This window comes from Achromobacter spanius (assembly GCF_003994415.1).
In the GTDB taxonomy this organism is placed as follows: domain Bacteria; phylum Pseudomonadota; class Gammaproteobacteria; order Burkholderiales; family Burkholderiaceae_B; genus Achromobacter; species Achromobacter spanius_C.
In genome coordinates, this window is record NZ_CP034689.1 from 4,598,515 (window position 1) to 4,614,316 (window position 15,802).

At 63.7% G+C, this 15,802-nt stretch carries 19 protein-coding genes and 1 pseudogene; 7 read left to right on the forward strand and 13 right to left on the reverse strand.

Annotated elements, in window-relative coordinates; translation table 11 throughout:
- Positions 1-47: 47 nt before the first annotated feature.
- Entirely contained in the window at positions 48-674 is a 627-nt protein-coding gene (locus tag ELS24_RS21000; RefSeq protein WP_050449859.1) for an L-threonylcarbamoyladenylate synthase, read from the reverse strand.
- 86 nt (positions 675-760) lie between these two features.
- Between ELS24_RS21000 and ypfJ the strand changes: the two genes are divergently transcribed.
- From ypfJ to ELS24_RS21015, 3 genes are all read left to right on the forward strand, one after another.
- A complete protein-coding gene (gene ypfJ / locus ELS24_RS21005) occupies positions 761-1,612 on the forward strand; it encodes a KPN_02809 family neutral zinc metallopeptidase (RefSeq protein WP_127185252.1) in 852 nt (283 codons plus the stop codon).
- A gap of 184 nt (positions 1,613-1,796) precedes the next feature.
- Positions 1,797-2,333 (forward strand): hypothetical protein, encoded by a 537-nt coding sequence (locus ELS24_RS21010; RefSeq protein ID WP_127185253.1) that lies wholly within the window; start codon positions 1,797-1,799, stop codon positions 2,331-2,333.
- Positions 2,330-3,094 (forward strand): DUF1828 domain-containing protein, encoded by a 765-nt coding sequence (locus ELS24_RS21015; protein WP_127185254.1) that lies wholly within the window; start codon positions 2,330-2,332, stop codon positions 3,092-3,094. Before ELS24_RS21010 ends, ELS24_RS21015 begins: the two co-directional genes overlap by 4 nt.
- Here ELS24_RS21015 and ELS24_RS21020 read toward each other — a convergent pair.
- From ELS24_RS21020 to ELS24_RS21030, 3 genes are all read right to left on the reverse strand, one after another.
- Positions 3,091-3,363: a hypothetical protein gene (locus ELS24_RS21020; protein WP_050449854.1), complete on the reverse strand. Its 273-nt coding sequence runs from the start codon at positions 3,361-3,363 to the stop codon at positions 3,091-3,093. The genes ELS24_RS21015 and ELS24_RS21020 overlap by 4 nt on opposite strands.
- Before the next feature lie 230 nt (positions 3,364-3,593).
- Positions 3,594-4,250, reverse strand: a complete 657-nt coding sequence (locus ELS24_RS21025; RefSeq protein WP_050449853.1) for a hypothetical protein — start codon at positions 4,248-4,250, stop codon at positions 3,594-3,596.
- Positions 4,251-4,430: 180 nt separating this feature from the next.
- Positions 4,431-5,168 (reverse strand): ArsR/SmtB family transcription factor, encoded by a 738-nt coding sequence (locus tag ELS24_RS21030; protein WP_127185255.1) that lies wholly within the window; start codon positions 5,166-5,168, stop codon positions 4,431-4,433.
- Between the two features lie 85 nt (positions 5,169-5,253).
- On the opposite strand from ELS24_RS21030, the pseudogene ELS24_RS21035 reads away from it, so the two are divergent.
- Positions 5,254-6,500 (forward strand): annotated as a pseudogene (locus ELS24_RS21035) (MFS transporter).
- 5 nt (positions 6,501-6,505) lie between these two features.
- Here ELS24_RS21035 and ELS24_RS21040 read toward each other — a convergent pair.
- Positions 6,506-6,700 (reverse strand): hypothetical protein, encoded by a 195-nt coding sequence (locus tag ELS24_RS21040; RefSeq protein ID WP_050449850.1) that lies wholly within the window; start codon positions 6,698-6,700, stop codon positions 6,506-6,508.
- Positions 6,701-7,010: 310 nt separating this feature from the next.
- Here ELS24_RS21040 and ELS24_RS30980 point away from each other — a divergent pair, with 310 nt between their 5' ends.
- Both ELS24_RS30980 and ELS24_RS21045 read left to right on the forward strand, forming a co-directional pair.
- Positions 7,011-7,178 (forward strand): hypothetical protein, encoded by a 168-nt coding sequence (locus ELS24_RS30980; RefSeq protein WP_164741279.1) that lies wholly within the window; start codon positions 7,011-7,013, stop codon positions 7,176-7,178.
- 175 nt (positions 7,179-7,353) lie between these two features.
- Positions 7,354-8,400, forward strand: coding sequence for a DUF4105 domain-containing protein (locus tag ELS24_RS21045; RefSeq protein WP_127185256.1), 1,047 nt, complete (start codon positions 7,354-7,356; stop codon positions 8,398-8,400).
- A 1-nt stretch (position 8,401) separates the two neighbouring features.
- Here the strand turns inward: ELS24_RS21045 and ELS24_RS21050 are convergent, their stop codons facing one another.
- The 4 genes from ELS24_RS21050 to ELS24_RS21065 form a co-directional block, all read right to left on the reverse strand.
- Positions 8,402-8,872, reverse strand: a complete 471-nt coding sequence (locus ELS24_RS21050; RefSeq protein ID WP_127185257.1) for a carboxymuconolactone decarboxylase family protein — start codon at positions 8,870-8,872, stop codon at positions 8,402-8,404.
- Positions 8,873-9,096: 224 nt separating this feature from the next.
- Positions 9,097-9,363: a hypothetical protein gene (locus ELS24_RS21055; protein ID WP_127185258.1), complete on the reverse strand. Its 267-nt coding sequence runs from the start codon at positions 9,361-9,363 to the stop codon at positions 9,097-9,099.
- Positions 9,347-9,841: a hypothetical protein gene (locus ELS24_RS21060; protein ID WP_127185259.1), complete on the reverse strand. Its 495-nt coding sequence runs from the start codon at positions 9,839-9,841 to the stop codon at positions 9,347-9,349. Before ELS24_RS21060 ends, ELS24_RS21055 begins: the two co-directional genes overlap by 17 nt.
- Entirely contained in the window at positions 9,831-10,295 is a 465-nt protein-coding gene (locus ELS24_RS21065; protein WP_050449845.1) for a hypothetical protein, read from the reverse strand. Before ELS24_RS21065 ends, ELS24_RS21060 begins: the two co-directional genes overlap by 11 nt.
- Positions 10,296-10,388: 93 nt before the next feature.
- On the opposite strand from ELS24_RS21065, the gene ELS24_RS21070 reads away from it, so the two are divergent.
- Positions 10,389-11,447: a tyrosine-type recombinase/integrase gene (locus tag ELS24_RS21070; RefSeq protein ID WP_240669350.1), complete on the forward strand. Its 1,059-nt coding sequence runs from the start codon at positions 10,389-10,391 to the stop codon at positions 11,445-11,447.
- Between the two features lie 3 nt (positions 11,448-11,450).
- On the opposite strand, the gene ELS24_RS21075 is transcribed toward ELS24_RS21070, so the two are convergent.
- The 4 genes from ELS24_RS21075 to ELS24_RS21090 form a co-directional block, all read right to left on the reverse strand.
- Positions 11,451-11,807 (reverse strand): hypothetical protein, encoded by a 357-nt coding sequence (locus ELS24_RS21075; RefSeq protein ID WP_050449843.1) that lies wholly within the window; start codon positions 11,805-11,807, stop codon positions 11,451-11,453.
- 409 nt (positions 11,808-12,216) lie between these two features.
- Positions 12,217-13,662 (reverse strand): hypothetical protein, encoded by a 1,446-nt coding sequence (locus tag ELS24_RS31090; protein ID WP_205736925.1) that lies wholly within the window; start codon positions 13,660-13,662, stop codon positions 12,217-12,219.
- On the reverse strand, positions 13,662-14,327 hold the full coding sequence (locus tag ELS24_RS21085) for a DUF2612 domain-containing protein (protein WP_127185260.1): 666 nt from the start codon (positions 14,325-14,327) through the stop codon (positions 13,662-13,664). Before ELS24_RS21085 ends, ELS24_RS31090 begins: the two co-directional genes overlap by 1 nt.
- Positions 14,327-15,778, reverse strand: a complete 1,452-nt coding sequence (locus ELS24_RS21090) for a hypothetical protein (protein WP_127185261.1) — start codon at positions 15,776-15,778, stop codon at positions 14,327-14,329. Before ELS24_RS21090 ends, ELS24_RS21085 begins: the two co-directional genes overlap by 1 nt.
- Positions 15,779-15,802: the final 24 nt, after the last annotated feature.

The following is a 15,802-nucleotide window of genomic DNA, read 5'->3' on the forward strand; positions in this document are numbered from 1 at the left end:
CGTGCCGGCGGCAGCCGGCACGCAAAGGCAACGCAGGGAAAGGGAAGTCAGGCAAGACCGAGCGTGGCCGGGTCGCCGCGGCCGACACGGACCACGACGGGATCGTCGCTGGTCAGGTCGATGACGGTGGTGGGTGACTGCGGGCAGGCGCCCGCGTCGATGATGGCGGCCAGATCGTGGTCGTAGCGTTCGCGAATGGCTTCGACGTCGTTCAACGCTTCGCTTTCGTCCTTGGGAATCAGCGTGGTGGAAAGCAGCGGAGCGCCGACTTGTTCCAGCAGGCCCAGCATCACGAGATGATCGGGTACGCGAATGCCGATGGTCTTGCGCGACGGGTGCGATACGCGCCGCGGCACTTCCTTGGTGGCTTCAAGAATGAAGGTCCACGGACCCGGCGTGGCGGCCTTCAGCAAACGGTATTGCTTGTTGTCGACACGCGCGAAATGGCCGATTTCAGCCAGGTCACGGCACAGCAACGTCAGGTGATGTCTTTCGTCCAGACCGCGTAGCCGGCGCAGGCCGTCGGCGGCGTTTTTGTCGTCCAGCCGCGCGACAACGGCGTAGCTGGAATCGGTGGGTACGGCCACGAGGCCCCCATCGTTCAGCCATTGGGCTGCCTGCTTGAGCAGGCGAGGTTGAGGATTCGCAGGATGAATAGATAAATGCAGAGCCATGGGATTATCCTAACACTCTTGAATGCCGCCCAGTGGCGGGCGGCGATGCAAAATGGCGGGGATGCCGCCCCGCCCGGAGAAACAGTATGCGCCTCGATGACTCGCGCGAAAGCAACAACGTTGAAGACCGACGGTCTCGCGGTCCCCGTATCGGCGGACGAGGAACCATCGGCATCGGTACGATAGTACTTGCCTTGGTGGCCATGTACTTCGGCGTTGACCCCAGCGTGGTCCTGCAGATGGCAGAAGGCCCGCCCGCAACGCAGCAAGCCCCCGCGACCCAGCCGCCCGCCAACGACCCGCAAGCGCGCTTCGTGGCCAAGGTGCTGGGTGAAACCGAAGACACCTGGGGCGCCATTTTTCAGAAAGATCTGAACCGCCAATACGTCGCGCCCAAGCTGGTGCTGTTCCGTGGCGCCACACCCACGGCCTGCGGCACGGGCCAGTCCGCGATGGGGCCGTTCTACTGCCCGGGCGACAGCAAGGTGTATATCGATCTGGCGTTCTTCGATGAATTGCAGAACCAGTTCAAGGCGCCGGGCGATTTCGCGCAAGCCTATGTGATCGCACACGAAGTCGGACACCACGTGCAGCATCTGCTGGGCATTTCGGATCAGGTCGATCAACTGCGCCGCCGCAACCCGGCCCAAGCCAATGCGCTGTCGGTACGAATGGAGTTGCAGGCCGACTGCTTTGCCGGCTTGTGGGCGCAGCGCGCCAATGCGGCTCGCAACATCCTGGAAGGCGGCGACGTCGAAGAAGCGCTGGCCGCCGCCACCGCCATCGGCGACGACCGCCTGCAAAAGCAGGCGCAAGGGTATGCCGTGCCAGACTCATTCACCCATGGCTCATCAGCCCAGCGTGTGCGCTGGTTCAAGCGCGGCCTGGAAAGCGGCAACATCAAGCAGTGCGATACGTTCGGGGCCAGCACGCTATAGCCATCGCCTGAACGCCTGATTGACACCGCCCCCTTTGCTGTATATCCATACAGCAAAGGGTTTGTGCTGACTCCATCTTGTAAGATTACGCCCCCTCGCCCTGTTTGCGCGCATGAGTCCCTGCGCCATGCCGCGAGCGGCGCCGCGCATCCGCCGCGCAGTTCAAAGACCCTAGATCCGTTTTATGGCCAACAAGTTCGAACCGTTAATTACCGTTGATGAGGTGCAAGAGATCCTTGCCGAACCCAAGGAAACCGTAAAACCGATCGCCTGGCTGCCCAAGCCCGCCGCCAACAACATCCAGTGGATGGAGTTCAGCAGTGCGTGCAAGATCAAGGGCGAAGTGCGCGACGACGTGATCTTTCGCGCCACCTACCGCGGCGCGCGTACCGTGGTGCAGGGCCAGGCCACGATCTTCCTGACCGAAGCGTTCTGTGCCAGCCTGTTTGTGGGCCCGCACCGCGTGTTCGGCGTGGACACCGACGATTCCTTCCACACCAGCCTGGTGGGCGAAGGCCGGCCACAGTTCCGCAAGCCGCTTGCTGACCGCAGCCACGAACATATCTGGGTGGACGAAGGCGAAGGCTATGCCGAGCCCATCGTGCCCGCCCTGCACAATATCGGCGCGCTGATGCAGTACTTCCTGCCACGGGCGAACCTGACGCTAGTCGGCGGATTTGCGCATCCCCTCAAAGGCCGCCAAATCGAACTGATCCTATGAGCAATTTTCTGGAAGCCTCCGGCTGGACCGTCCTGCCGGCCGGTGAACACGCCATTCGCGCCATCGCCCCCATGACCTTGGGGCTGGACGGCCAGCACGCGGCCTTTTTCATCGCGCACCCGGACGACGCCACGTTCTATCTGACCGACGCCTGTGAGACCTCGATGCACGCCTCCAGCTACGGCATCGAAGTCGGCCCCAAGCGCATCGACATGCTGAACGAAACGCCCGGCGTCAGCCTGGCGCATTTCGACCGCGACGGCGCCATCGTGGCAAGCGGCCCGAACGAGCAGTTGCAGGAAGCCTTGTGGGACGCGGTGAAGCTGGCGATGGCGCTGTCGTTCCAATGCGCCAAATGGATGCCCAAGTTCAGCCAACTGCGCTTTCGCGCCCAGGTGGGCCGCGCGCTGGCCGAAGGCGTGGGAGCGAACCGCATGGTCAAGGGCGCGCGCGCCAAGGGCAGCAGCGGCCACACGGCCGACTTCGCGTTTGCCGTGCGCGCCGCGGGCAGCACGGCGCTGACCTACATCGAACCGATTGCGCTGAAGGCCGGCAAGAAGATGGACTGGACGCAGGTCTATCAAACCCACGGCAAGATGTCGGACGTGAAGATGGCGGACGCACGCAATTCGCGCATGGTCATCCTGGAGGATGGCGCCACGGCCGAGGAATTCAAAAAGGCCGTGACCATCCTTGAGCAGTCCGCAACAGTGCAGACGCTGGCCAAAACGCGCGATTGGCGGGAAGTTTTTTCCGGCTAGGACGGCATGTTCGTCAGGCCGTCGACAATTTCGCGGCCATGCAGAATGGCGGCATGCACGGCTTCCCGTGGGCTGTAGACGAATCCGCCCTCCGCAAAGCGGGGAACCGGATATTCGTCGCCGCCTTCCAGCACGGCGCCAGCCTGAACCACCATTACCGATGCGATGAATACGGGGCCGCTGGGCAACGCTGGAATTTCAGCGTCCGCGCCCCGGGACACCTTGGCCGTCAGCCGGTATCCCTTGTAGATCAAGTTGTTTTGATGCACTTTCGGATGCCCTCGTTCTGCGATCGAGCATACCTCGACCATTCATGACAGTTTGGATATGTTTTGTAACCCTGGTGGTTAATAGAAACACTGTTGCGTTGCAATAATTGCGTCCCCGTTTCTGCCTGGTCACCCTGCCTGGCAGCGAGCTTGGCGCAACGGCAAGCCTGGCGCGGCTTTTCGGCGGACGCCGCTTTTTGCCCGGCGCCCGCCCCACCGCTTTACGGGGATTACCCTAGGTCCTGTTGCGAAAGTGCATCGTCGGACAATGTCATCCCCGTTACGTCCATGTAATCAGACAGATCCCAGCCACGCCCCAGCATGATCATTCGCGTGTGCAGGTCTTCCTGCACCCGGGCCGGCACCTGCCTGCCCAGATAGCGCAACTGTTTGCGTCGCAGATCCACGTAACCCAGTTCGTAGTCACGCGCCAGACCCATCCACAGCCGATGCGCGCCGGGTGATTGGCGCGCGCCACTGATGATGCACAAGCCCGCTTCCAACCCCCATCGATAGACCGCCGTGGCCAGCCCCATGCCCTGATACGGCGCGGCATATTTGGAATGCGGCGCGCGCACGAAAGGATCTGCCCGCTTGCCCACTTCAATCAGCCGGTTGAAGACGGTGTAACCCGCCACGCGGTTGCGCCGCGCGTCCAGCACATACACGTAGTACTCGCCATCGGCTTCGCGATAACGCAGCACGATGCCGGGGATGTCTGTCTGCACCTGCGGCAGTCCGTGCAAGCGGTCCAAGGGCCGCTGCATCCGCTGGTGGATGGCATCGAGTTCGCGCTCGATTTCTTCTGGAGCGTGATTGACGTCAATGCGAAGTTCGGTGACGAACCGGGCGGGAAAACGGAATGCGTGCAACGCCAACGTAGGCAAGGCCCCCTCCTGACGAAAGTAATAAGGCTAATGAGAAAAACAAGCGAAAGAAATAATGTTCAAAAAGGATTGAACGGAAACAAGCCGACGAAAAAAAAGCCGCATTCGCGGCTGGAATGGCAATGTTCAATGCGCCGCCATCGGACCAAACCGCGCATGCGCAAAACGAAGGCTTGCAGGCTATGCCGCGGCATGCGAGTCCCCCTGCAATCCATCATGGGCGGCCGGCGCATCCGGTGCGCCGAAGAAAGCCGGAAACTGCCGTGCGCCCTTGCGCGTGACCGACAGCGCGCGCGAGTCCAGGCTTTTTTCGATCCAGCCGCGCTCCACCAATGCGCTTAGCAAGGCCGCGCCCAGCGCGCCGCCCAGGTGCGAACGGCGTTCGCTCCAGTCCAGGCACGCGCAGGCAAAGCGGCGGCGGCGCTGCCGTGCTTGCGTCATGTCCACCCCCACCTGCGCCAGCGAGGCCTCACCCAGCGGGGTCAACGTGTAATCGCGGCCATCAGCCGCCAGCCAATGGCGCGCGATCATGGCGTCGTGAATACGCACGGCCAGCGTGCCGGCCATGTGGTCATAGCAGGTGCGGGCGTCGCGCAGCGCGGACGGCGTATTGGGCTTGAAGGGTACGCGCTCGGCGCCCGCCACCACCAGCAAGGCTTCCAGCGCATGCCCCACTTCGCCATTGGCCAGGCGATAGTAGCGATGCTTGCCTTGCACGGCCATATCGACCAGCCCCTGTTCACGCAGGCGCTGAAAATGGCTGCTGGCCGTGGACGCCCCGATATCGGCGGCGGCGGCCAGCTCGGTGGCGGTGCGCGCGCGCCCGTCCAGCAGCAGGCACAGCATGCGCGCGCGCGCGGGGTCGGCAATGGCGCCCGCCACGGCCGAGAGATTGATGTCGGCGAACTCGGATTCCATGATTCGCTATAGACCAAAGTGTTGTGTGCAAGGCGTAAGCATACTGCGGCTCATCTCAACAAAACATCCGAGAAATCCGAAAATCATGTCTAACCCTTCCGCGTTCTTCGGTTGGAAAGTTCTTGCCGCCACATTCGTGCTGGCCATCTTTGGCTGGGGCGTGGGCTTTTACGGCCCGCCCGTGTTCCTGCACGCCGTGGTGCAGCGCACCGGTTGGAGCGTGGCGCTGGTGTCCGGCGCCGTCACGCTGCACTTTCTTAGCGGCACCGTGGTTGTGGCGAACCTGCCTCGTCTGTACCGCCGTGTTGGCGTGCCCCTGGTCACCGTTGGCGGCGCGGTGCTGTTGGCGCTGGGCGTGACCGGGTGGTCAATGGCCGCGGCGCCGTGGCAGTTGTATGGCGCGGCGATGTTGAGCGGCATGGGGTGGGTGGCGTTGGGCGCCGCGGCGGTCAACGCGCTGATTGCCCCCTGGTTCGCGCGGCGGCGTCCGGCGGCGCTGGGCATGGCCTATAACGGCGCCAGCGTGGGCGGCATTGTGTTCTCGCCGCTGTGGGTGTTCCTGATCGCGCAGGCGGGCTTTGCTCACGCCGCCTGGTGGGTGGGCGTGGTGATGGTGGGGGTGATTGCGCTGCTGGCGCGCAAGGTGTTCGCCGTAACGCCGCAGCAGTTGGGCCAATTGCCCGATGGCGACAGCCCCGCCACGCCCGCTGCCGCGTCGTCCGCCCCGTTGCCTCGCGTGGCCAAACTGTGGCGCGACCGCGCTTTTCTGACGCTGGCAGGCGGCATGGCGTTGGGACTGTTCGCGCAGATCGGACTGATTGCGCACCTGCTGTCCTTGTTGGCGCCGTTGCTGGGCGCACAGACGGCGGGCATCGCGATGGGCCTGGCCACGGCGGCCGCCATCGCGGGCCGCACGATCGTGGGCGCGGTGATGCCCCCGGTGCCGACCGGCGCAAAGTCGCGTGCATGGCCTACGCCGTGCAAATTTTAGGTTCGCTCACGCTGATGCTGGCGGCCGACCATACATGGGCGGTGTGGCTGGGCGTAATCTTGTTCGGCTCGGGCATCGGCAATGCCACGTCCTTGCCGCCGCTGATTGCGCAAACGGAATTCGCGCGCGAAGACAGCCTGCGCGTGGTGCCGCTGATTGTCGCGCTATCCCAAGGCGCATACGCCTTCGCGCCCGCGCTGTTTGGCCTGCTGCGCGCGATGCTGGACGCAAGCGGGCAAGCGATGCTCGGCTTTCTGGCGGTGGCGGCCTTGTTGCAGGGCGCAGCCATCCTGTGCTTTGCCGCGGGGCTGGGCCGGGCGGCAAAGCGCGCACATCGTTAACGTGCTTATCGTCGGACGCGTTCGTATGCCTGATTCATGCGCTCTCGAGCCTCAGTTTCGCGCGCATAGGCGCGGTCGTAGCTTTCGAGGCAGCCCGGAGTCGGGTTCGGCCATTTGATCGCGGCGATCGCTGCGGTGAGCTCGTCGCGCGCACGCTGCCACGCTTTGACAGCGGCATACCAGTCCTTGGCGGTGTCCATAGTGATCCCCCTACGTGCACGCTTTCAATCGTAGCGCTGCATGCCGCCCACGGCGACGCGGCTTGCCCTGAAAAAAAGGATGATCTCCAAATCCTGACAGGGTTTACCCGTCGCGGCCCGCGGGCGGAAGCGCCGTCGCACGCGTCGCATCGCTGCACCGCGCAATCTGCGTAAAATTCGCCAGCGCCGCCTTGGTCGATGCGCCAAGTTTTTTTCTAAGAATCACGATGTGATGAATATTGACGTCAACCCTCACTTACCCACAGCCACGGCTAATGCTACTGTTCCGCCTGTGCAAGGAGTACATGCAATGGATCAGAAAATGAAGCCCTGGGCTTTTCCCAAGCCGCATCCGGAAAACACCCCACGCGGTGAGCGCAATAAGCAGGAGTTCGACGCTCCTGCAGAAGTTAAGAAACCCGCGCCTAAACCGCGCGCCAAAAAAGAGCCGCCAGCCACAAGCCGGGCGCGCTCATGAGCTTGTCCCACCGCGCACGCTTCGCTGCCTGCGCGGCGTTGTCCGCCTCATGCCCCTCTGTCCGGCCCGGCCGGCAAGTCTTTTTGCGGAATCAGCCCTGACACGCCCATGGCGTGATTGACGGCTCAAATCCAGCGCGGCCATACTCTGGCGGCCTGAACCGTCCAGGGTGCCCATGACCGCTTCCCTCTTGCTTGGCATCACCATCGTGCTGGTCGCGTCCTGGGGCGCGCTGGCCTTGTGGATACGCGCGCCCTTGGCACGCGGCCCGCGAGCCCTGCTGACCCTTGCCTGGATGCTGCTGGCGCTGTCCGCGCTGGCGGCATTGGCCTGGCCATCATGGCGGCCAGCGGGCTACGGCTTCGCCACCGCCACGCTGGCGCTGCTGATCTGGTGGCTCGGCATACGCGCGTCAAACGATCGGGCATGGATCCCGGAGGTTGCCCGTCAGACCTATGGCGAGGTCGACGGCAACCGCGTCACGCTGCACAACGTGCGCAACTTCCACTGGCGCACGCGCACCGATTTCACGCCGCGTTGGGAAACCCGCCACTATGCGCTCAACGAATTGCAGTCCGTGGACGTGGCGCTGTCGTACTGGGGCCGCCCCGCCATTGCCCACGCCTTGGTGTCGTTCGGTTTCGGCGATGACCGCTACGTGGTGTTCTCGGTGGAGATCCGGCGCAAGGAAGGTGACCGGTTTTCCGAGATCGGCGGCTTCTTCAAACAGTATGAGCTAAGCCTTATTGCGTCTACCGAAGAAGACAGCCTGCGCGTGCGCACCAACGTGCGCGACGAAGACAGCTACCTGTACCGCGTCCACATGCCGCCGGACAACGCGCGATCTTTGTTCCTGGCCTATGTGGCCAGCGCAAACCGCCTGCGCGACTCGCCGCGCTTCTATCACACGCTGACCGCCAACTGCACCACCATCGTCTTCCAGATGGCGCGGCGCATCGTGCCAGGCCTGCCGCTGGACTATCGGCAACTGGCGTCGGGGTATCTGCCCGAGTATTTTTACGATCTGGGCGTACTGCAAGGCGCGCAGAGCGCGGCGGAGTACCGGCGGCTGGGCCGTTATACGGATCGGGCGCGGGCCCATGGGAATGCCCCGGGGTTTTCCAGGGTCGTCCGGCAGGGCGTGCCGGGTATCGGTGCGCCGTGTGAAGGGATGGCGCCCACCAAGCTTGCGCCGCGCGCGTCACCGCCACCTTGCCTTTGACTTAGCGCGCCGCCTTCTCCGCCGCCCTGGTGGCGGCCGGAGTCGCCCTGAATGACACGCCCAGACGATTGAAGGCGTTCATCAGGCCGATCGCGTAGGTCAGGTCCGCCAGTTCCTTGTCGTTGAATTCAGCGGTTGCCGCGGCATAGTCCTCGTCGGGCACGCCAGTATCCGCCACGCGCGTCACGCTTTCCGCCCAGGCAAACGCCGCGCGTTCCTGCTGCGTGAACACGGCGCCCGCTTCTTGCCACACCGGCACCAACACCAGTTTTTCCACGGCAACGCCCTGCTTGATCAGGTCACGCGAATGCATGTCGATGCAGTAGGCGCAACCATTGATCTGCGACACCCGCAGGAAGACAAGGTTGACCAAGGTCTTGGGCAGCCCGCAGTCATGCAGGTAGGCATATACCGCGCCGAAGGCCTTGTAACCGTCGGGCGAAGCTTGGGCGTAGTCGAGGCGAGTGCTCATGATGGATCCAGGAATCGATAAATACAGAACCGCCATCGTGCGCCATCTATTGCCTGGATGGCTAGAACCATGATGTGCAATATCGACTGGGTCATGATGGCGCGCCCGCGCACAGCCTGCGCCAGACCGCATTGCCCTCCAGGATCTGCCTGCGTATCGGGGCGGGCGTGGCATCCACTTGGGCCGCTTCATCAAAATACACCGGCCGCGCGTGCTCGCAATATTCAACGCCCACGCGGGCCGGCGCCACGCACCCAGTCGCGCTTAAGCTCATCAGCAATGGCAGCATCATCCATGCGCGCCGTGTGATCCTGAACATCCCTGGCCTCCTGGCGGGCACGGTCGGCCTGCCGATTGATTTGCGTGTCGCGCTGCTCGCGCTCGGCGCTGCGGCCCTCGCTGCGTCCACGCAGGTAGGCCAGCAGCAGCACGATGGTCGCAGCCAAAGCGGCCATCGCCATCCCCGTGAACCGCTCAAACCAGGCGCGCATGTTCGGGCTCCATCGCGGACAGGGCTTTGGCGTACAGCGCCGGCCACGTGTGCGGATGCGGCTTGCCCGGACGCCAGGTGCGCAGATACAGCGCCCAAGCGCCATCGGCGTCTCCTATAGCAGGCAAACGCCGCGGGTCCGTCCACAACAACAGGCGCGCAAACGCGGCGGCCAGGACGTCGTCCGTTTCCAAGGCCGCATGGACCGTTGCGGAGTCCGGGACAACATGACGATCCGCGCAAATCCGCAAGGCGTCGTCCCGGCTGGCGGAATGCGTCAGCACGCCCTGCACGCCGCCATTGCGTTCAAACTGCCAGAACCCACGCGCCGGCCCGCCAATCTGGCGGCGATGCTGAAAACGGCTTTCCTGCAAGCCGATGGCAAGCAGCAGGATCTGGGCTTCGGGCGTATTCATGGCCGGCGGAAGCAGCGCGAGCGCGGGCACGATGGCGGCATGAGTGATGACATCAAGATCCATGATTGTTTCCCCCACCCCGCCGATGCGCGCCCACGCCAAGCAGCTTGCGGCGCGCATCCGCCAGCCATTCCAACACGCCTTTTTTCCGCATGCTGGCCATCCAGCGCATATAGGCGCCCAGCACCCACCACGCGGGCAGGCCAGCCAACAACATGCTGGGCCCCAGGACGTAGAACTTGGCGAGCAAGGCGTCATCGGTACCCGCGCCATGCTGGGCCAGCCAGGTCATGGATTGCATCAAGGCGGGTTTCCAGGTGATGACGGCGGCGGCCAGCGCGGGACCGAAGAGAAAAGAACAGACCACGGTGGATACCGTGCGGACGGTGAATTCGCGAATGCTATGCGGCGGCATGATCAAGAGGCCAAGCATGGCCGCGATCGCAGCCGGAATGCCATACGCCATCGCGACCTTCAGGGCGGCCAGGCCGCCCAAACTGGTAGAGCCGGGTTCCATGTTGGGGTTGCTCCTGAAAATTGTGTGCAGGATGGGGCCTCCTGTAGGGACGAAAAAAAGGCCCGCACAGGCGGGCAATGAAAAAAGGCATGAATGGAGAATGTGCGTTACAACTCGGGGCTTTTGCCCATGAAACTCTGGTCCCGCCGTCAGCCCCGCCGCAAGTCCACGCCCACCCTGGGTGAAGCGCTCACGCGCTATCTGGCCGAGGTTTCGTCCACAAAGAAAGGACAAGCCGCAGAGCAGTCCATCGCGCGCATCTGGCGCGCTACACGGCTGGGCATTCGGCCGGTTGATCGGATCCGTAGCTCCGACTTAACCGAACTGCGAGACGAGTGGCTTAAGGACAGGGCGCCCGCCACGGTGGTACGGCGGATGGCCTTCCTTTCGCACGTCTACACCGTGATCCGAAAAGATTGGGGCTTTGACCAATTAGCCAATCCGGTCCAATTGGTGCGCCGACCTACGATTGACGACGCGCGAGATCGTCGCCTGTTTGAACGCATCACTTTGCGCGGAGTCTCCGAAGACGACTGCCCACGTCAGGAACTGAACTGGATCATCCGCGCCACCCGGTCGGCAGAGCTACCGACCATCCTCATTGTTGCCAAAGAGACTGGCATGCGCCGGTCTGAGGTGGTGGGAATCCTACGCGAAAACCTGGACCTCATGCACGGGGTGGTGCACCTGCCACATACCAAGAACGGGCGCGCGCGAAATGTTCCTTTGACCCCTCGCGCGCGAGAGGCTTTGCGTCGATGGGTCTCCGGCAAACCTTTGCGGGGCAGCATCTTCACGATGCAACCGGGGTCAGCCACACGCGCCTTCATCCGGGCGCGTCGCCGGGCTCGATTGCACTATGAAGATATGTGCCGCCAATACGGCCGTAGGCCTAATGGCGCCTATTTTCGCGACCTGCGATTTCATGACCTTCGACACGAAGGCACATCGCAGCTTGCTACGGTGTTCCAGATTCATGAATTGGCGAAGGTCAATGGCAACGTGGACACGCGGATGCTGCTGCGCTATTACCACCCACACGGGCGAGAGTTAGCCCTGAAGCTCGCGCGCAGCCCACTTGGGCGACGCCAACTGGAAGAGATGCGTCTTGAACGCGATGTTGCGTCAGAAGCCCGGCCCCTGGCAGCATAGCGCCTACGCCTCACCCGAAGCCACTTCCACCGATCGCGGCGGCTCTGACGCGGTCAACCATGCTGGCAGTTCCCCCCAGCCTGGATAGCTGACTGTGCCGCCTGCGCCTTCATGATCGGCACCAAGCGAATACGGCGCGCCAGTGTCCACCACCCATAAAGGCGTGGTGCGATAGTCGTCGACCATGGTCCATGCTCCGCCCGCACGCCGCGGCCATTTCCCCTCGGGCGGAGCCGGCGGCGCATCCTCGAATGCGCCATAGGGAATGTTGAATGCGCCGGGCGAGAGAGCGAGCTCGTTGGCGATGGACTTGTACAGATATAGACCGCCTTCGCCGGTCTGAAATACGTCTTTCTGCATACTGTTCTCCTAGGAAATGGAATTTGCACTGCAAATGCGAGAGAGTTGGGAACGCAGCAGGGCGATAGCTTGCGCAGCCACGCTCACACCTTGGCTGCTGGCGTTAGTAATCTTCAAACAAGCGCGACGCCGAACGCTAATGATGTGGGCCGCTCCGGTGGTAGCCCGAACGGAGGGTCACCGTCGCATACGGGGGTGCAGAAACCCGCCCCGTCAATGCTGCTTATCGCCCCGGATTCATGCCTGAGCTACGCATGGATTCTGGGTAGATAGGCGACGTTCACGGGTCTGGTTCGGCACCGCCAGCAGTCGAGGTAGTGCCTGAGAAGTTGCCGTAGATATTGACCGACCCGGCGGCAATGCCTACCAAGGCCGTCCGTTGTACGTATGTGCATGTGACCTGAACTGATCATGCTGGACTGCCGAGATTCCTCGCATTTGCAGTGTCAGCGTCAGTTCCGGTAAACCGGCGGAACATATTGCGCAGGTCTGGAACGCGGAACGTGTCGGCGTCGATGTTGACGAAGTAATGGCCGCCACGGCGCGCTTCCCAATTGGCCTGCGTCAGCACAAGGCCATTTTCCTGCGCGTATCCCCATAGGGCTGCATAAGCGGACTTCTGAAGAATTCCGCCTACCGCGTCTACTTCGCTCGCGAGTGGCGTGACGGTGTGGCCGTCCAGAGGGCGGCCGCAAAGGGGCGACCGATAGCCGGTATAGAAGCTGGTGGAGACCCAGACCCAGACTTCCGCGACTTCAGCAACCAGGACCGGCCCGACGTTGGTCGTTGGCAAGTTGGTCAGGGACACGGCGGGTATGCGCGCATCCAGCGCCGCCTGCAGGCCGGTCACTCGCGGGATATCCGAACGAGCGAAAGCCAGGTTGCTGAGCGCAGCGACTTGGGAAACCGTCTCAAACGCGGTGACCGGTTCCACCTTCCAGCCGCTTGCCCAGCTCGCAACGGATGCCTCGGTGGCGTTGCCCTTCGCCATCACCTCCGACACGGTCACGGACGGGTACGACCAAGCCCTGTTCAACTCGCCCAGCCAGATGCACAGGGCGCCGTTCGAGTCAGACCCAAACCGCACGGGCATGTCTGATCCGACGCCGCCGGCAAGTATCGTCGCGCCCTGCCGACCCCATACCTTGCTGGTCTGAGCATAGCCATGGATCAGGATCGTCACAGGCGGTCCATCAGCCAGCGACTCGAAGATCTCGACCCGAAGACGGACCATCGTGTTTGCATCGACCGCCGCTGCCGGCAAGGTGATCTTCATTGCACCGGTGACGGTGGCGGTGTGTGTCGAAAATCCGCCGCCGGCCGGCAGCACAACATGCGCCGTTTGACCCGATGTCGAATTGGATCCGTACTGGCTACCAAGAGCCGCGCCAGCTCCCAAGACGATCGGCCCACTGACATTTCCCCCCGCCTTCGGCAGCGCCTGAATGTCTTCCAGCACCTGAGCCGGCGTGCGCGATGCCAGCGCGCCCGAGCCCGCACCCGTCACATACGAACCTGCCGCGACGGCCCCCAAGCCCGTGCCGCCCCGCGCCACGGGCAAGGTACCGGTCTTCAGGTTGCCGGCGTCCAGGTTTTGCAGCGCATAGCTCAGCGCGTCAAAGCCCGTGGCCGCCAGCGGTCGGCCCGTGACCGCCGCCAGGCCGTCCAACTGCTTGTACAGCCAGGCCAGGCGTTCGTCGGTGGTCTGCTGCACCTTGTTGAATTGCTCGACCGAAGGCGGCACGGATCCGATGAATGCCCAACCCGCCTTGTATTGCAGGTCGGTAATGCCTTCGGTCAGGCCGTTCTGTGCCCAGGTTGATTTGAAGAGGTCGAAAAAAGTAGGGTCTGCCATCAGTAAATCCCTCGCGCCAGCACGCCGACGCCAAAGCCAAAGAAACCTTGCTCGCGAAAGCCGAAGGGCTTTTCGGTCGAGCCGGTGATGAGTTGCACGCCGACGCCGGCGGCTTGGGGCACCCACTTGTAGGGGTTGGCCATGAGTGGGTCGTTGGGGCCGGGTATGCGGCTGACCCAGATGCGGATCTTTGCGTTGCCAGCGTTCTGCACCACGACCCGCGTCACATCGAAGATCGGCTTGAGCGAACTGGCGATCTCCGGCGTGGTGCCGTGGCCGTTGTTCAAGGCGATCTTCCAGTACAGCAACTTGCGGTACTCGGCATCCAGCAAGGTGGTGGACCCGGCCAGCGCGCGCTCGTTGGCGCGGCGAAACCGCGCTACGCCAAAGCTGCCCACATTCGGCTGCCCGTCGAAACCGAAGAATCGGATGTAGATCGCTTCATCGATGACGCGCGGCAAGCCCACGATCTCGCCGATGCCATCCAGCTGCCTGCCCACCGCCGTATCCAGCCAACGGTCTTCGTACAGCGCGCGCAACGCGCCTTGCAGCCCCTGGGCGGGTTTGAGCAGCGCCTTGACCAACGCTTCCAGCCGCCGCTTGGTTTGAAACTGCCCCAGCCAATGGCCCCAGGCCACCTGTGCATGATCTTGGTTCAGATCCATCACGCCACCTCGATGCGCGACAGATCAAACGCCGCCACCTGAAAGTCCTGGATCGTGACGTTTGCCGCGAGATAGTCGGCGGGCGTCGGCCTGAAGGCGGGATCGGTCGAATAAGCCAGCGTCAAATCCACCGACGCCAGCCCCGGCGTGCGAAAAATTGCGCCGTACAACCGTTGCAGGACCACGTCCTCGCCAATGCTGAAGCCTTCGCCTACCTGGGCCAGGCTGTCGGCAATACGCTGAAAGCCATCGGGCGGAAACGCTTGTTCCGACGGCGGCAACAAGGTGGTGGCGCAGCGCAGCCACAGATAGACGCGCTCGGGCCGGTCGAAACGGATCACCTGGTCCGCGCCGTCCGCGTCCTTGACCACCACCCGGCGCTGGCCGTGGGTGTCGATGCCGGCCGCCACCACACGGAAGATGGCGTCGGCCACTTCGTCGTCCAGGCCGCCGTCGGCCACCACATGCACGCTGTGCGGCGGCCGGCCCAGCGCATCCGGCGTGTCCGTGCTGTTCGTGAAGACTTTGACGGTACGCACGCCGGCCACGCGGTCGCGCACGTTGGGGGCAATGCTGGGTAGCGTGGCCGCGCCCAGCCGGAACAGGCCGGTCGGATAGCGGGCGCGCAACTCGGCGGCGGTTTCCGCCAGGCGGCCCGCCACGCCGTCTTGCAGGTTGTTGACCGCCTCCCATCCGTCGACCTGCGTAATGATTCCGTTCAGGTCCCCCACGGCGGCGCCTTCGGCGGACGCGCCGATCGTGGTCACCAAGGCGGGCGCCCCCAGACGGATCAAGGACAAGCTGGCCGACCACGCAAATGCCACGGGCTGGCGGCCGTCGGAATGGATCCGCACGGCGACACCATCGCTCGAGACCTCCAGGCCGCTGGCGGCCAGCGCCGCCACCAATCCCGCCAGCACCTGGGGCAGATTAGCGGTGGCGCCGCTGGTGTAGGAATGGTCCACGCCATCGAGCGATACCGTGTACGCGGTCTGCGGGGCAATGGCGGGCTGCAACGTCACATCCGCCGCCGCGCCGGGCAAGATCCGCGTGGCGCTGTCCAGCGCCCACACATTCTGGCTGACGCGATGCCGCACTTGCGCGCCCGCCGGCACCGTCGTGCCCGGCGTGCCATACAGCACCACATAGGCTCGCGAGGGTTCGTCGCGGTAGCGCGATACGCCGGTGAACGACACCGACCGGTCCAGCGACACGCCCGTCGCCGACCCCGGGTACATCGCGTAGTACACGCCTTCGGCCTGCTCCCACAACGTGGCTTCGCGTTCCGCGAAGGTGTCGATCAGCAGGCCGGTAATACTGTCGGGGCGGGTTTCCACCGCGCCATTGAATCCGGCGGATTGCATGCGCGCGCGCAGGTCCGCCACGATCTCCTGGCGGATTTCGGGCAGGCGCGGGCGTACGAACCCGTCCGGTGTGACACCGTAGGCCATAGGTACCTCAACAAAAATAAGGGA

What these genes read in the sequence shown, in the direction of transcription:
- ELS24_RS21000 (WP_050449859.1), bottom strand. Translation starts at nt 674, where the DNA reads ATGGCTCTGCATTTATCTATTCATCCTGCGAATCCTCAACCTCGCCTG.
- ypfJ (WP_127185252.1), top strand. Translation starts at nt 761, where the DNA reads ATGCGCCTCGATGACTCGCGCGAAAGCAACAACGTTGAAGACCGACGG.
- ELS24_RS21010 (WP_127185253.1), top strand. Translation starts at nt 1,797, where the DNA reads ATGGCCAACAAGTTCGAACCGTTAATTACCGTTGATGAGGTGCAAGAG.
- ELS24_RS21015 (WP_127185254.1), top strand. Translation starts at nt 2,330, where the DNA reads ATGAGCAATTTTCTGGAAGCCTCCGGCTGGACCGTCCTGCCGGCCGGT.
- ELS24_RS21030 (WP_127185255.1), bottom strand. Translation starts at nt 5,168, where the DNA reads ATGGAATCCGAGTTCGCCGACATCAATCTCTCGGCCGTGGCGGGCGCC.
- ELS24_RS21040 (WP_050449850.1), bottom strand. Translation starts at nt 6,700, where the DNA reads ATGGACACCGCCAAGGACTGGTATGCCGCTGTCAAAGCGTGGCAGCGT.
- ELS24_RS30980 (WP_164741279.1), top strand. Translation starts at nt 7,011, where the DNA reads ATGGATCAGAAAATGAAGCCCTGGGCTTTTCCCAAGCCGCATCCGGAA.
- ELS24_RS21045 (WP_127185256.1), top strand. Translation starts at nt 7,354, where the DNA reads ATGACCGCTTCCCTCTTGCTTGGCATCACCATCGTGCTGGTCGCGTCC.
- ELS24_RS21050 (WP_127185257.1), bottom strand. Translation starts at nt 8,872, where the DNA reads ATGAGCACTCGCCTCGACTACGCCCAAGCTTCGCCCGACGGTTACAAG.
- ELS24_RS21055 (WP_127185258.1), bottom strand. Translation starts at nt 9,363, where the DNA reads ATGCGCGCCTGGTTTGAGCGGTTCACGGGGATGGCGATGGCCGCTTTG.
- ELS24_RS21060 (WP_127185259.1), bottom strand. Translation starts at nt 9,841, where the DNA reads ATGGATCTTGATGTCATCACTCATGCCGCCATCGTGCCCGCGCTCGCG.
- ELS24_RS21065 (WP_050449845.1), bottom strand. Translation starts at nt 10,295, where the DNA reads ATGGAACCCGGCTCTACCAGTTTGGGCGGCCTGGCCGCCCTGAAGGTC.
- ELS24_RS21070 (WP_240669350.1), top strand. Translation starts at nt 10,389, where the DNA reads ATGGAGAATGTGCGTTACAACTCGGGGCTTTTGCCCATGAAACTCTGG.
- ELS24_RS21075 (WP_050449843.1), bottom strand. Translation starts at nt 11,807, where the DNA reads ATGCAGAAAGACGTATTTCAGACCGGCGAAGGCGGTCTATATCTGTAC.
- ELS24_RS31090 (WP_205736925.1), bottom strand. Translation starts at nt 13,662, where the DNA reads ATGGCAGACCCTACTTTTTTCGACCTCTTCAAATCAACCTGGGCACAG.
- ELS24_RS21085 (WP_127185260.1), bottom strand. Translation starts at nt 14,327, where the DNA reads ATGGATCTGAACCAAGATCATGCACAGGTGGCCTGGGGCCATTGGCTG.
- ELS24_RS21090 (WP_127185261.1), bottom strand. Translation starts at nt 15,778, where the DNA reads ATGGCCTACGGTGTCACACCGGACGGGTTCGTACGCCCGCGCCTGCCC.